This is a genomic window from Planotetraspora sp. A-T 1434, assembly GCF_025420585.1.
GTDB lineage: Bacteria > Actinomycetota > Actinomycetes > Streptosporangiales > Streptosporangiaceae > JAOEGB01.
Genome location: NZ_JAOEGB010000026.1, coordinates 91406 through 105542, shown reverse-complemented (window position 1 = coordinate 105542; position 14137 = coordinate 91406). Strand labels below are relative to the sequence as shown.

At 65.7% G+C, this 14137-nt stretch carries 16 protein-coding genes and 1 pseudogene; 8 read left to right on the top strand and 9 right to left on the bottom strand.

Features of this window, described 5'->3' with window-relative positions; translation table 11 throughout:
- Positions 1-59 precede the first annotated feature (59 nt).
- A complete protein-coding gene (locus tag N5079_RS28580; RefSeq protein ID WP_315967894.1) occupies positions 60-569 on the bottom strand; it encodes an NAD(P)H-dependent oxidoreductase in 510 nt (169 codons plus the stop codon).
- A gap of 92 nt (positions 570-661) precedes the next feature.
- Here N5079_RS28580 and N5079_RS35665 point away from each other — a divergent pair.
- The 4 genes and pseudogenes from N5079_RS35665 to N5079_RS28550 all read left to right on the top strand — a co-directional run bounded on the left by N5079_RS35665 (position 662) and on the right by N5079_RS28550 (position 4964).
- Positions 662-1563: pseudogene (locus N5079_RS35665) on the top strand (XRE family transcriptional regulator).
- 867 nt (positions 1564-2430) lie between these two features.
- Positions 2431-2760 carry a hypothetical protein gene (locus N5079_RS28560; RefSeq protein WP_261587238.1) on the top strand — a complete coding sequence of 110 codons (330 nt, stop codon included), beginning with the start codon at positions 2431-2433 and terminating at the stop codon, positions 2758-2760.
- Between the two features lie 689 nt (positions 2761-3449).
- Positions 3450-3608 carry a hypothetical protein gene (locus tag N5079_RS28555; protein ID WP_261587237.1) on the top strand — a complete coding sequence of 53 codons (159 nt, stop codon included), beginning with the start codon at positions 3450-3452 and terminating at the stop codon, positions 3606-3608.
- Positions 3609-3932: 324 nt separating this feature from the next.
- Entirely contained in the window at positions 3933-4964 is a 1032-nt protein-coding gene (locus tag N5079_RS28550; RefSeq protein ID WP_261587263.1) for a tyrosine-type recombinase/integrase, read from the top strand.
- 742 nt (positions 4965-5706) lie between these two features.
- On the opposite strand, the gene N5079_RS28545 is transcribed toward N5079_RS28550, so the two are convergent.
- The 8 genes from N5079_RS28545 to N5079_RS28510 all read right to left on the bottom strand — a co-directional run bounded on the left by N5079_RS28545 (position 5707) and on the right by N5079_RS28510 (position 10628).
- Positions 5707-6033 (bottom strand): DUF1048 domain-containing protein, encoded by a 327-nt coding sequence (locus tag N5079_RS28545; protein ID WP_261587236.1) that lies wholly within the window; start codon positions 6031-6033, stop codon positions 5707-5709.
- 1 nt (position 6034) lies between these two features.
- Positions 6035-6391 (bottom strand): DUF1048 domain-containing protein, encoded by a 357-nt coding sequence (locus N5079_RS28540; protein ID WP_261587235.1) that lies wholly within the window; start codon positions 6389-6391, stop codon positions 6035-6037.
- Positions 6388-6714 carry a PadR family transcriptional regulator gene (locus tag N5079_RS28535; RefSeq protein ID WP_261587234.1) on the bottom strand — a complete coding sequence of 109 codons (327 nt, stop codon included), beginning with the start codon at positions 6712-6714 and terminating at the stop codon, positions 6388-6390. The genes N5079_RS28540 and N5079_RS28535 overlap by 4 nt, the downstream gene beginning before the upstream one ends.
- Positions 6715-6873: 159 nt before the next feature.
- Complete coding sequence (locus tag N5079_RS28530; protein WP_261587233.1) at positions 6874-8082, bottom strand: cytochrome P450; 1209 nt, start codon at positions 8080-8082, stop codon at positions 6874-6876.
- Between the two features lie 261 nt (positions 8083-8343).
- Entirely contained in the window at positions 8344-9108 is a 765-nt protein-coding gene (locus tag N5079_RS28525; protein ID WP_261587232.1) for an ABC transporter permease, read from the bottom strand.
- Positions 9109-9118: 10 nt separating this feature from the next.
- Positions 9119-9883, bottom strand: coding sequence for an ABC transporter ATP-binding protein (locus N5079_RS28520; RefSeq protein WP_261587231.1), 765 nt, complete (start codon positions 9881-9883; stop codon positions 9119-9121).
- Positions 9880-10296, bottom strand: coding sequence for a DUF1048 domain-containing protein (locus N5079_RS28515; protein ID WP_030512086.1), 417 nt, complete (start codon positions 10294-10296; stop codon positions 9880-9882). Before N5079_RS28515 ends, N5079_RS28520 begins: the two co-directional genes overlap by 4 nt.
- Positions 10297-10298: 2 nt before the next feature.
- Positions 10299-10628, bottom strand: coding sequence for a PadR family transcriptional regulator (locus N5079_RS28510; RefSeq protein ID WP_261587230.1), 330 nt, complete (start codon positions 10626-10628; stop codon positions 10299-10301).
- Between the two features lie 806 nt (positions 10629-11434).
- On the opposite strand from N5079_RS28510, the gene N5079_RS28505 reads away from it, so the two are divergent.
- From N5079_RS28505 to N5079_RS28490, 4 genes are all read left to right on the top strand, one after another.
- Entirely contained in the window at positions 11435-12409 is a 975-nt protein-coding gene (locus N5079_RS28505) for an aminoglycoside phosphotransferase family protein (protein ID WP_261587229.1), read from the top strand.
- A 361-nt stretch (positions 12410-12770) separates the two neighbouring features.
- Positions 12771-13262 carry a YcxB family protein gene (locus tag N5079_RS28500; RefSeq protein ID WP_261587228.1) on the top strand — a complete coding sequence of 164 codons (492 nt, stop codon included), beginning with the start codon at positions 12771-12773 and terminating at the stop codon, positions 13260-13262.
- A 48-nt stretch (positions 13263-13310) separates the two neighbouring features.
- Positions 13311-13652 carry a divalent-cation tolerance protein CutA gene (gene cutA, locus N5079_RS28495; protein ID WP_261587227.1) on the top strand — a complete coding sequence of 114 codons (342 nt, stop codon included), beginning with the start codon at positions 13311-13313 and terminating at the stop codon, positions 13650-13652.
- Positions 13653-13723: 71 nt separating this feature from the next.
- Complete coding sequence (locus tag N5079_RS28490; RefSeq protein WP_261587226.1) at positions 13724-14089, top strand: ATP-binding protein; 366 nt, start codon at positions 13724-13726, stop codon at positions 14087-14089.
- Positions 14090-14137: the final 48 nt, after the last annotated feature.

Below are 14137 nucleotides of genomic sequence, written 5' to 3'. Positions count from 1 at the left end.
GCGGCAGCACCTCGACGCCCGCATACCTGAAGATGCCGTGCTGAATCGGGAACAGTAGATCATCGATGGGGCCCTGGATCCCCCCGGGGGGCGTAATGCGGCTCCGGGGCACCGGTGGTCACCGACAGCAAAGCCTTCCTGCCCACGAGGGTGCCTTCTCCGAAACGATCGCCGAACCTGGCGTCGGTGTGCTCACCGACGCCGTACGCGAAGTTGAAGGTGAACACCCGCTCCACCCAGCCTTTGAGGATCGCGGGCATCGTGTACCACCACATCGGGAACTGCATGATGATCGTGTCGGCCCACAGCAATTTCTCCTGCTCGGCGAGTATGTCCGGGGTGAGCGTCCCGGCGTCGAAGGCCCGGCCGGAGTCGTGGGCGACGTGCAGCGGATTTGATGCGTTGGGGCCGAAGTCCTCCGCGTCCACGACCGCCTTCCAGTGCATCGCGTACAGATCGGTCACCCGTGCCTCGTGCCCGGCGGTCTCCAATGTGCACACCGCGTGGTCCTTCAGCGAGCTGTTGAGCGACTTCGGCTCCGGGTGGGCGTAGACGATCAGCGTCTTCATGGAAACTCCTTCGGATCGGTTGTGTTCGATCCTGGGCGCCACGGCGCCCGGCATTCAGGGACGCTTCTTCCATCAGACGGGACTTCCTGGTAATGGCAGGACCACCTTCACCGGCACCACCGAGGCCATACTGGGGGCATGGACGATCTCGCGGGCTTCCTGCGGACCCGGCGTTCCCGGGTCGCCCCGGCGGCCGTCGGCATCCCCACCGACAACCGCCGTCGGGTCAAAGGGCTGCGCCGCGAAGAGGTCGCACACCTGTCCGGAGTCAGCGTCGACTACTACGTACGCCTGGAGCAGGCCGTGCGACCCAGCCCTCCGAGCAGGTCCTCGACGCGCTCGCCCGCGCCCTCGGCCTCGACGAGACCGAACGCGGGCACCTTGACCGGCTCGCCCGGCAGCGCCGCCGGCGCGCGAAGGCGCCGGGCGGGCGGATACGACCGGAGCTGCTGCGCGTCCTCGACCTGGTCGCCGAGGCACCCGCGCTGATCATGGACCACCGCATGGACGTGCTCGCCGGGAACCGCCTCGCCGGGCTTCTCTTCGGCCGGCCGATGCCCGGCCTGAACACCGCCCGGCACATCTTCCTTGAGGAGGCCGAGCACGGCCTTTACATGGACTGGGAGCAATGCACCCTCGACGTGGTCGGGCACCTGCGCCTGGCCGCCGGCAAATACCCCGAGGACCCCGCCTGGCCTCGCTCATCGGCGAGCTCGCGATGGGCAGCGAGCGCTTCCGCAGCCTCTGGGCCCGCGCGGACGTGCACGCCCGCACACATGGACGCAAGGCGTACCGGCACCCGCTGGTCGGACTGCTGGAACTACACCAGGAGAACTTCGCACTGCCGGACGAATCAGGCATGGAACTGCTGGTGCTGTCCGCGGCTGCCGGCAGTCCCGCCGAGGACGGGCTGCGCCTTCTCGCGGGCCTGGGCGCGGACAGCGGTGACGCGCATCCCACAGTGAAGCTCTCAGGTCCGCGAGCAACCCAATGACGCCCACCCACCGCCGGGAACGCCTCAACACTGACGGCTTCCGGCCCCCGGCCCCGCCGACACCTTATGATGCCGATCCGGCCGTACGGTCCGCGGTCGGCTGCCCGGCGTCCGTGTCCGGCGCGGGACGCAGGCCAGACACCGCCGTCTCGAGGGCCAGGTCGAGCTGGTTGTTAATGTCGAGCTCGAATCGGCCGTAGGGGTTCACATGGGTCCAGAACAACGGGGGAGGGCCCGCCGGTCGGCGTCGGTGACCGCTTCTGCCACTTCTCCTCGCTCAGGTCTTCTGCCGTGGTCTTCTCTTGGTCGTCTGGTGGGTCTGAATCGATATCCGGCTACTAAACGATCTACGGTGTGCCGGATCCGTGCCCGCGAGCAAACAACGAGCAACCAAACGAGATCAACTTCTCGCCGCGATGCCGTCTCGATCGAGAAATCGCAGGTCAGAACGGGTGCGAGTGGTGGGGCACCGGGGACTCGAACCCTGAACCTACGGATTAAAAGCTCAACCGATCATGGTTCAGGACAGTTCAATGCAGGTCAGCAGGTTTGTGCGGTCTATCTAGGACCCCTAGGGACGGTCCCGTACTGCAACCTGAAGTGCAACCAACGACGTTCCGTTGGGCCGGGGCTGAGGGACGAAGCCCCGGACCGTCGATCGCCCCCAACCATGTACAGCGATCAGCCACAGCAAGGCGATCGTAAGGGCTGTGGGGAAAGAACAGGCTGTCAGCTTGGGAATTGCATTGATCACGGGCCGTAGGGTGGCTGACCTGCGCATAGGACCGGTCACGAGTGACCGTAGCTACCCCCTCGTTCCCCTGTCTAATTGCACGCTAATTGTACGACGATCAAGAATGTAACCCCATGGAGGACTACCAGCGAGCGCTGATCGGCCGCATGGTCGAATACCTCGACCTGTACGCCTCGGGCCGGATACCGCTGCCCAAGCTGGTTGAAGATCTCTGGGGACTGTTTGCGGCATCGGACCCTCGTGAGCTTGAGATCAGAGACTCGTTTCAGTGGCTGTGGTCCGATCTCGATGGGGAGTGTGAGCTGCGGACTCAGCCCTGGGCGCCGGCTGGGGCGGCTGACGATGATCGCTTGGCCAGCGTCATCGGTGAACTGCGCTTGTGGGCTACGCAGGTAGCTGCGGGCGAATCTCCCTCGCGCCCGTGCACACCTCCGCCTTCCTGATCACCCCGTCTGCCGTCGACCCGCCCGAAGGGGAAGCGGGCCAAGGCCGCCGGGACCAGGTGGAGCGCCCTACCGGACGAACGACCTGGACCCGGCGGCCTTGGTCTGCTCGGCTTGTCCCGGGGTCGATGGTGGGCGGGGTGATCAGGCCCCTACCTCAGCCAGCTACGGCCAGGCATGGTGAGCATGCCTCTGGTGATCACCCCGGAGCCGGAGCGCCCCCGCCGGAGGCGAGGTCTTGTCTGGAGTCCAGTGCGTGACAAGATGGTGTCCATGTCGATCAAGCGAAAGGACCGTGGCGCGTAGACGCCCGGCGCAGGTTCGGGCCGGTGCTCCGCGCCCCAAGCAGGTAACCGGCGCTCAGCCCGAGGTCATCTCCGGTTTGTCCCGGAGGGGTTGTTTCGCAGTCGCTCATCTGGAGCGTGAGCGCTACTGGCCGGGGACCGCGGCAGAAGCATTGCGCGCCTGGTTGTTGTTCTTGCGGGACCCCTGGGATCGCCGCTTCGATCCAGCGCAGTCGTGCGGGGAGATGCTCTGCTGTCCAGATCCTCTGGAGCTTTACGAGTTCCTGGACGCCGTCATCCATGTCCTCCAAGCGAGGGATGCGCGCGTGCTGCGCAAGAAGATCGGCGAACTCGACGATCGCTGGCAAACGTACCTCTTGACCCGAGCACGGTGAACCGGTCGCGATGATGCGGTGCTGGCATGTGCAGGCGGAGTACGGCGGGCGGCCCAAGCTGCCGGCGGCCGGGACCGGCCCCCAGGCCGCATGCCCGGCCGCCGAGCGGGCGACGGGCCGCGAGGCGGCGCGCAGCGCCGCCGACTTGATGCCGGAAAGGGCGGCGTGATGTCCCGTAAGCCGAACGGTCGATCCTCGATCTATTTCGGCAAAGACGGTAAGTGGCATGGCTGGGTCACGATGGGCGTCAAGGACGACGGCACGCCCGATCGTCGGCACCGCACCGGCAAGACTGAAGCGGAGGTCACGCGCAAGGTCCAAGAGCTGGAGAAGTCGCGTGACTCGGGGAAGATCGACAAGCCGGGAAAGGTGCCCACCGTCAGAGAGTGGATGCGGATCTATCTCGACGAGATCGCGCCGCTGAATGTCAGTCAGGAAACGCTCGTCAGCACCTACCGGCCCAAGGTCGAGCATTGGATCATTCCGCGGCTTGGTGCCCATCGGCTCGACCGGCTCCGGCCGGAGCACTTGGGACGCCTTCTATGGCTGGTTGAACAAGCAGGACCTCCGGCCGAACACCATCTTGCAGATCCATCGCATCCTGTCGCGGGCGATCAAGCTTGCCGTACGGCGGGAGATCATCGCTCGCAACGTATGCGGCCTGATCGACGCGCCCAACGGGGAAGAGGTCGAGATAGAGCCGCTGTCGGAGGACGAAGCGCGGGACATCCTCGACGTTGCCAAGGATCGCCGGAACGGCACGCGGTGGTCGGTGGCGCTCGCGCTGGGTCTTCGGCAATGTGAGGCGCTCGGTCTGCGGTGGAAGTACGTGGACCTGAGGAGGGGACAGCTTCGGATCTTCTGGCAGATCAAGCATCAGCGTTACCGGCATGGCTGTGAAGATCCGCACGCCTGCGGCGCTGACCTCCACCGATACCCCTGCCCGGCCGACTGCCCCAAGGCGAAGCGCAAGTCGGGGCGGCGGCACACCTGCGTCAAGCAACGGTGCCCGGCCTCCTGCGATCGGCGCGGCGGCAAGTGCCCGAAGTTCTGCACGCCGGACTGCACCAAACACGCGCCGTCATGCCCCCAGCGCGTCGGCGGATGGGCCTTCGTGAAACCCAAGGGCAAGAGCAAGCTGGTCGTGCCGCTTCCTCCGCCGTTGATCCCGCTCCTCAAGCTCCACCGCGAAGCTCAGGAGGCCGAACGTGCGGCGGCGGGGGAGAAGTGGCAGGACCGGGATCTCGTCTGGTGCGAGCCGGACGGTAGCCCGATTGAGGCGCGGCAGGACTGGGAGGAGTGGAAGGAACTTCTCCGGCTGGCCGAGGTCGACAAGGACGCCAGGGTCCACGACGCCCGGCACACGGCGGCCACCCTCCTCCTGGAGCAGGGGATAGACATGCGAGTGGTTCAGGTGATCCTCGGGCACTCCCAGCTCACCACGACGAAGCGCTACACCCATGTCACGGAGAACCTGGCCGGCGACGCCATGGCGAGAATGGGCCGGGCGCTGTGGGACGACTGAACCGACGAATGCACAACTGCAACCAGAAATGCAACCGGGCAGGCTTCCGAACGATCATCATTCGGGAGTCTGCCCAGTTCGTTAGTGGTGGGGCGCCAGGGACTCGAACCCTGAACCTACGGATTAAAAGCGCCATTGACGCATGCCGGCCAGTGCCGCGGTGCGCCGCCTTCTGTCATTCTGTCCGCCATTGTCCACACCAACCTGTCGGGTGTTGACGCTGTGTGCCGTGCCGTATCCCGTACACGCGAGCAACCGCCGAGCAACCACACGTCCTTGACCATTGAATTCGACCGCGAATATACGACTTTGTCTCCCGGTGTTTGTGTCGCGAAGGGGGAGCGGATCGGCTTGCCGGATCGGCCCGCGCCGCCGCGCCCTATGCACTCGCCACCCCGGTCCGAGCAGTGGCCAAGCCGGATAGCGCGCCTTAACATCCGCCAACATGATCGACTCGGTGGCGTTCTCAGGGAATACCAACATGTGGCTTGACCTGGACGGACGATTAATCGGCACCCGCAGGATCACCAGTCCGCGCAGGCGATCGCACGGGTGGTCCTGGCCAGGGCCCGCAAGACCGCCCGAAAAGCACGAAAGGTGGCGGCGTGACCGAATGACCCAGATGTGACCCACATGTGTCTCATGATCAGCAAGAGACTTTCCAGTACAGGACGAAATCGTGGCACGACAACGACATCCCAGTGGTCAAGGCGTCCGCCGGTGTTTTTTGGGGGGAAACGTGTTACTTCTCGGCCGTACCGGGTTTCCCGCTTATGGACTCCTGATAGATGTCGGAGTAGGTGCGCGAGTCCTTGATCAGGTCGTCGCAGAAGGCGGCGACGTCGTTGCCGATGAGTTCCAGGACTCCCTTGCCGGCCCCGACGCCCTCCTCGAAGAAATCGACGATCCCCGAGAGCAGGGACCCGTCAGCCAGTCCGACCGGTCCGACCTTGAAGAAGTAGCGCTGAATCTCCTTGTAGACGATCTGGTAGTCCGGCGGGAGCGCCTTGACGCGGGCCATGTGCGCCCGCCACTGCTTCTTGCCCTCGATGATGTCTTGGATGCCCACGTCAGCCTCCTAGTCGGCCCAATTTTTTTGCGACGTTCTTGTTCACCTGCTCGCGCCACCGGTCGCGAAAGCTTCGAGCGCCCGCTCCGCCGGCCAGTGCCGCGCAAAAGCCCGGGATGTCGTCACCCAGCACCTCGTGAATGCTCTGCCCGTCGGACGCCGTCTCTTCGAGCAGCCCCAGAGCACCGTCGAGAATCGGCATCAAGTTTCGACCTGTGAAGTCCCCGTAGGGAAAAAGATGACCCTTGATCTCTTCCCACGCCGCCCGGTAGTCGGCCGGCAATGCCTCGGCACGGGCTTCGAACGCCTTCCAATCCCTGGTGAGATCGCTGCCTGTAATGGTCTCCCAGAAGTTCATCTTCCACCCTCCTTGAGCTTGTCGATCCGCGATGTGATGTACTCCCATTTCGCCCAGAACGTCGCGAGTTCTTCGCGCCCCGCGTCGTTGAGCGCGTAGAACTTGCGCGGCGGGCCGTGTTCGGACGGTCGTTTCGTCACCTGGACGAGCCCGTTCTTCTCCAGTCGCAGCAGGATGGTGTAAACCGTCCCCTCGACGACGTCCGCGAAGCCGAGTTCGTTCAGCCGACGTGTGATGGCGTACCCGTAGGTCTGCTCGCTACCGATGATTTCGAGCACGCAACCCTCGAGCGTGCCCTTCAGCATCTCCGTCAGGTTTTCCAAAGTGGGTCCTCTTCCGTCCCCTAGTACTCTGTGCTACTGGGTAGTGCTATGCCGTACCACAGAGTAGTGGTGCGGTGGGCGCTGACCTGCCTCAGTTCGTGGCCAGGCCGACTGCCTGCCCCGGGTAGGCGCTGTAGCCCCAGGCCAAGCGGTTCGTGGTTACGCGTCCCAGGTGACCGGGAGCCTCTTGACGCCGTAGATGTCGGCGATCTCCGGGCGCAGGGGAACCTCTTCGGCGGGTACGGCCAGGCGCAGGGTGGGGAAGCGGTTGAGGAGCGCGGGGAGCGCGACGCGCATCTCGACGCGGGCGAGCTGCTGGCCCAGGCACTGGTGGATGCCGTGGCTGAAGGCGAGGTGTCCGCCGTCCTGCCTGCGCAGGTCGAGGGTGTGGGGGTTGGGGAAGCGGTCGGGGTCGCGGTTGGCGGTGTTGAGGGACAGGATGACCGTCGTGCCCGCCTTGACGGTATGGCCGGCCAGTTCAACGTCCTCCAGCGCGACCCGGTAGAACTGCTTGGCGACGGACAGGTACCGCAGCAGCTCTTCCACGGCCTGATCGACGAGGGCGCGGTCGGCGCGCAGGGCGGCGAGCTGGTCCGGGTTCTCCAACAGGGCGAAGGTGCCGAGGGCCAGCATGTTGGCGGTGGTGTCGAAGCCGGCCGACAGCAGGATCAGGGCCACGCCCTGCAGCTCCTCGTCGGTCAGGTCGCTGTCGAGCAGGTCGGTGAGCACGTCGTCAGTCGGGTTGGCGCGCTTGGCGGCCACCAGCTCGGCGAGGTACTGCTGGGTGGCGAGGTAGGCGGCGATCAGCTCTTCGTCACTGGCCTCGCCGCCGAGGAACTTGTCGATGTTCTCCTGGAAGCGGCCCCGGTCCTCGTACGGCACGCCCAGCAGCTCGCAGATGACGATGGCCGGGATGGGCTTGGCGAACGCGGTCACCAGATCGGCGCCCGGGCCGGCCTTCTCCATGGCGTTCAGGTGTTCGGCGGTGATCTGCTCGACGCGCTCGGTGAGCAGCCGCATGCGCCGTACGGTGAACCTGCCGACCAGGGGCTTGCGGTAGCGGCTGTGCTGCGGCTCGTCCATGAGCAGGAACTCGCCGGGCGGCGCCGGGGGGACCTCGATGTCGCCGTAGTCGATGGTCGGGTGGTGGCTCATGAACTCCTTGCGGGAGCTGAACCGGGGGTCGGCCAGGATCGAGCGGACCAGGTCGTAGCCGGTGACCAGCCAGCCCTGGTGCCCGTCGGGGAAGGGGAAGCGGCTGATCGGGCCGTGCTCGCGGGCCTCGACCAGTTCCTTGGGCGGGTCGAAGGGACATCCGGACTGGCGTTCGGCGGGCATCGGCGTGACGGTGTGGAGGGATTCAGTCATGACCTTTCCTAGTCTCGCGGTAGTACGTGTTGCGTGAGCTTGAAGGGTGCGGCAGGGAAGGACGGCGAGCTACATGCTCCGGCCCATGGTGGAGACCGTCCGTCACTCTCACGGGTATGGAGCAGCGGGGACCGCACGGGTCGGGATCGGTCCCGCTCACAGCCCGGTGCTCATCTCGCGCGAATCCCCTGGAAGCTTCCGACTGGCGGCGCGAGACGAGTCGAGGAAGCACTGTTCTCTTCAGGGCAACCGCGCTGCTCGCTAGGAGATCTTGCGGCGGTAGGTGTTCATGGCGAAGACGTACGAGACGACGAGGATGCCGATGCACCAGGCCAGGGCGATCCAGATGTCGTTGCCGACCGGCTGCTCGGCGAACAGGTTGCGGATGGCGTTGACGATGGAGGTCACGGGCTGGTTCTCGGCGAAGACGCGCACCACGGTGGGCATGGTGTCGGTGGGCACGAACGCCGAGCTGAGGAACGGCAGGAAGATGAGCGGGTAGGAGAATGCGCTCGCGCCCTCCATGGTCTTGGCCGACAGGCCGGGGATGACGGCGATCCAGGTCAGCGCCAGGGTGAACAGGATCAGGATTCCGCCGACCGACAGCCAGGCCAGCACGCCCGCCCCCGAGCGAAAGCCCATGAGCAGAGCCACGAGCATCACGACCACGAGCGAGACCAGATTGGCGGCCAGCGAGGTCAGCACGTGCGCCCACAGCACCGACGACCGCGCCGTCGGCATCGACTGGAAGCGCTCGAAGATGCCGCCCTTCATGTCCATGAACAGCCGGTACGCGGTGTAGGCGATGCCCGAGGCGACCGTGATGAGCAGGATGCCGGGCAGCATGTAGTTCACGTACGACGAGCCCGATCCGGTGTTGATCGCGCCGCCGAAGACGTAGACGAACATCAGCATCATGGCGATCGGCATGATCGCGGTCGTGATGATGGTGTCGGGGCTGCGGGTGATGTGGCGCAGGGAGCGTCCCAGCAGGACAGTGGTATCGCCGAAGAAATGCTTGCTCATCATGGTTTCCTTATCCCTTCGCGCCGACGAGGGTGAGGAAGACGTCCTCGAGGGTCGGCTGCTTCTCGACGTACTCGACCTTGGCGGGCGGGAGGAGCTGCTTGAGCTCGGTGAGGGTGCCGTTGACGATGATCCGGCCCTCGTGCAGAATCGCGATCCGGTCGGCGAGGTGTTCGGCCTCGTCCAGGTATTGCGTAGTGAGCAGCACCGTGGTGCCGTTCTCGGCGAGCTCCTTGACGGCCTGCCACACCTCTAAGCGCGCCTGAGGGTCGAGCCCGGTGGTCGGTTCGTCCAGGAAGATGACCGGCGGGTTGCCGATGAGGCTCATCGCGATGTCGAGGCGGCGGCGCATGCCGCCGGAGTACGTCGACACCTTCCGGGCGCCCGCGTCGGTCAACGAGAAGCCGGCGAGCAGGTCGTCGGCGACCTTGCCGGGGTTTCTGAGGTGCCTCAACCGGGCGACCAGCACCAGGTTCTCCCGACCACTGAGGATCTCGTCGACGGCGGCGAACTGTCCGGTGAGGCTGATCGACTCGCGTACGTCGGTGGCCTGGGTGGCGACGTCGAAGCCGTTCACGCGTACGGTGCCGGCGTCGGCCTTGAGTAGCGTGGACAGGATCTTCACGGCGGTGGTCTTGCCCGCTCCGTTGGAGCCGAGCAGGGCGAAGATGCTGCCGCGCGCCACGGTGAAGTCAACGCCGCGCAGCACCTTGAGTTCCTTGTACGACTTCTCCAGGCCGTGCACCTGGATCGCCGCGGCTTGCTGTGTCGTCATCGCTTAGTCCTGTCTTCTCTGTCGGGGTTCTCGCCGGCGGCGCGTTCAATGGCACTGGCGAACCGATGCCGTTCCCGGGCCCGGTACTGTCCGAGGGGGTAGTTGGCCATGAACGCCTCGGCGAACTCCACCGGGTCGTCGCCGAAGATGTCGCGGATCGGGGTTCCGTCGGCCGCGCTCTGTTCGAACAGCTCGGCCAGGTCGCCGTACATCGCCATCGCGCCGGCGCCGTCGGCTGGCCCGAAGTGCATGAGGTAGCGCTCCAGCGCTTCGACCGCGATGCGGTAGTTCTCGGGGAGTTGCTTGACGCGGGCCTTGTACTGCCGCCAGCGCTTCTTGTCCTCCAGCGGCCCGGTGATGATCTCCAGGTGCTGCAGGTAGCGGCTCTTCGGCTCGTTCGACTCTGTGGTCATGTCTACTTGCCTCCTTCGCGGAGCTGTTCGAGCCTTGCGGCCAGGAAGCTCCAGGTCTTCCAGAACTCTTCGAGGTACTCCCGCCCCTGAGCGTTGAGGGAGTAGACCTTGCGGGGCGGTCCCTTCTCGGACCGGACCTTCTCCACGTCGACGAATCCGCGCTGCTCGATCCTGACCAGCAGCGCGTAGATGGTGCCTTCGGCGACGTCGGTGAAGCCCTGGTCGCGCAGCCAGGCTGTGATCTCGTAGCCGTATGCGGGCCGGCCGGACAGAAGTGCCAGGACGATGCCCTCGAGCGTTCCTTTGAGCATCTCCGTCAGCTGCTTGCCCATGGAACATCTCCCTTCAGCTACTTGGTGTCGCTAGCTACCGGTACAAAGTAACACTGAGTACTAGTACCTAGCAACACCGAATAGCTGTGCACGGCCTGTAGGTGTGAGCGGCCTGGTCGCTGTTCGTGAGCGAGTCCGCCATCTCTCAGGGGAAGACCGGCTGCGTCAGCCCGCCGGGGAGCTCGATCGCTGTTGGACGCGGCGGGAGTGCCCGCGACCGTGAGGAAGAGGTTGCTGATCTGTTCATGGCATCAACGATCGCCGGAAGCGCTGACACCACGCCGTTGCCGTGCTGACATGGCCGCCGACGCCACGCCGCAGCAAGTTGTGGTCTTCTGTTGCTGGTCTGTGAGGTCTGGCCTCACGGAGGGCGTCTATACGATCTACCGTGCGCCCGGTCGGTGCCCGCCAGCGGACAACGAGCGGCCAAACGAGATCAACCGCTCCGGCAAGGTGCATCTTTGCCGAGAAACCCCAGGTCAGTGGGGTGCGGAGTGGTGGGGCGCCAGGGACTCGAACCCTGAACCTACGGATTAAGAGCTCGGATGAGCATTGTTCATTCGACGCCGTAGGCGCCCTTGACTCGGCGGGAACGGCCGGGACACTTGGGCAGCGAGGAGGACGGGCTACCGGAGTGGAGCCGAGGCCCTCGCCGGAGGCATAAGCGACGAGGAGAGAGCAAACCGTATTGCCGTCAGAAGGCCTCAGGAGCCCTCCCTAAAATGATCTGCAGCCCTGCGGCAAGTGAGGCAGGATACCGGCGTATGAGGGACAGACCGGCGGGTCTGGCAGAGGCCGAGCTAATGATGGCACTGACCGAGGGCTGGGGCATTGAGCCCCGCTCGGTTGAGTACCTGCCAGTGGGCGCAGGCAGTTACCACTGGTCCGTGGTGGACCAGCATGGGACAGCGTGGTTCGTCAAGGTCGATGACCTCGGCGTGGAGGACGTTGCTCGTGATGGCGCGTTCGACCGGCTCGGCCAGTCGTTCGGTGCCGCCCTGGCACTGCGCCGGGACGCGGGACTCGACTTCGTCCTCGCGCCGATCCCGACCGCGACCGACGCTGCGGTCTGGCGCCTAACCTCGCGGTACGCCCTGTCGGTGTTTCCAATGGTGGCGGGCGCCGCCGGGCACTTCGGCTCGCACCGGCCCGAGGACCGTGTCGAGGTAATCGACCTGTTGGCCGAGCTGCACGAGGCAACCCCGATCGTGGCGGACACCGCATCACGGGCTGACCTGGTGCTGCCCGGTCGGGACAAGCTGGAGGAGGCGCTGCAGGACCTCGATCGGAATTGGACCGGCGGGCCTTATGCCGAGCGAGCCCGCAAGCTGCTGTCCGTCCATGCCGGGCAAGTGCAACGATTGCTCGCCGACTTCGACCGGCGGGTCGACCAGGTACGAAACACCGTGGCGCTGTGGGTGGTCACGCACGGCGAACCGCACCCCGGCAACGTCATGCGCACCCCGGCTGGACTCCGGCTCATCGACTGGGGCACCATGCAGATCGCTCCCCCGGAACGGGACCTGTGGATGCTCACCCCCGCCCTCGCCCGCATGCTCGGCGAAGACCCGGACGGCGACGTGGACGACGTACTCGCTCGCTACAGCCGGGCCACCGGCCGGACCGTCACACCGGCCGGCCTCGCTCTCTATCCTCTCTGGTGGCGGCTCGCCGACATCGCCATCTTCGTCGACGAGTTGCGCCGGCCGCACGGCCTCGGTGAGGACATTGCCGCGTCGTTGACCTATCTGACCGGCTATCTCAAATCCAGCCGGGACTGACCTGCGGTCCGGATGGCGGTCCGGCGCCCTGTGCGGCAGAACGCTTTGGTGCCCGGCGGTGGCGTAACGGCAGGCGGCCCGAGCTGCCGGCGGCCGGGACCGGCCCCCAGGCCGCATGCCCGGCCGCCGAGCGGCCGCAGGGCCGCGAGGCGGCGCGGAGCGCCGCCCTTGATTCTTATGGCAGGCGCTATTCCGATGTCCTGTCCCGAGACATGCTTGACACTCCAGTTCACACTCCAGTTCCAAGACATGGGCGACAGGTGCCGTTGCCGGTCACTCTGGCGTGCGTCGTTTGCGGGCGTCGCGCGTCAGGGAGGCCGGGCCCATGGCGTCGGGGTTGCTTGATCGGAAAGATGGTCCCATGGACATCAGCGGCGACTACGAGCTGACCCGAGACGAGTTCAAGCGCGCCATGGGCGCGATCATCGGCCGACAGCGGTTGATCATTATCTGGATGATGACCCCTGTGCTGGCGGCGGTGGGACTCATGAGGGTGACCAGCGGGGATGCCGGATTCGGCACATTCCTGCTCGCCTGCGGGCTTCTCTGCGGGCCCTCGGCGATCTGGCAGGTCGCCCGGACAGCCCGCCTTCAAGCCCCACAGTTCTGCGTTCCCACGGCGGTCCGCCTGACGAACGAGGCCTACCACGTGAAGACGGCCCTGTACACCTCCATAAGATCATGGGCCTCATTCCTGAAGATCCGCGAAACCCGGGAGTTCTGGCTGCTCCACACGCACCAGCGGTTTGCCGTCATCATCCCGAAGAGGGCATTCGACGCGGCCCAGCAGCGAGAGATCAACGACTTTCTCCGGGGCGCTTCGACCACCGCCATGCGCCTTCGTGAAGCGTGATGCCAAGATGGCTACGGCTGCGGCCCTTGAGGTCTACGGAGTGGTGGAATGGCCGGAGTAGCTTCCGCGATCGAGGTGCATGTCACTGCAAGCAGTCGGGACGAGGCTGACCGGATCTCTTCGGAGATCGTTGCTCGACGTCTGGCGGCGTGTGCTCAGGTGGTCGCGCCAATCTCCTCTACCTACTGGTGGGCCGGTGAGGTCCAGCATGCAGAGGAGTGGTTGTTGCTTATGAGGACAACCGCTGAACGCTTCGACGACCTCGCGACCTGCGTGCGCGAACTGCACTCGTACGAGGTCCCGGAGATCCTCGCGGTTCCGATCGCTCAGGGGACGCGGGACTACTTGGAGTGGATCAGGCGGGAGACGGACCCAGACCGCGGCGAGTAGAGCGGATGTCGCCGAGTAGTTCGCGGGCGGCATGGTCGGGCCGTGCTGCAAGGCCTTTCTCCACTTTGGTGATGTGCACCGCAGGCTGGTCCGCGACTACGAACACCGCCCCGCCGGCCGAGGAGGCCGAGTGGGTCACGGCTGAATTGGCCGCCAACGCCGTGCTGTATTCGCGCTCGGGCCTGCCGGGCAGGTTCTTCGTGATGGAGGTGCTGCGCGGAATCCATGAAGCCCGCATCACCGTCTACGACCGCGGAGGCGGAGGAACACCTGCCGTTCAGGCCAGGAGGCCGGGGCAGGAAGTCAGTGAGCACGGGCACGGCCTGCGTGGGGTGCGGCGGCTCGCCGCACAGTGCGGGGTGAGGGGCGACGCGGTCAGCGGGCACGCGGTCTGGGCGCAACTCGCCTTGACGTGCGGCGGCGTACGGACCGCGTGATGGCCGGGAACATGCAATCCGGCCTGGTGGGCTCAGTCGTGGGCTCGG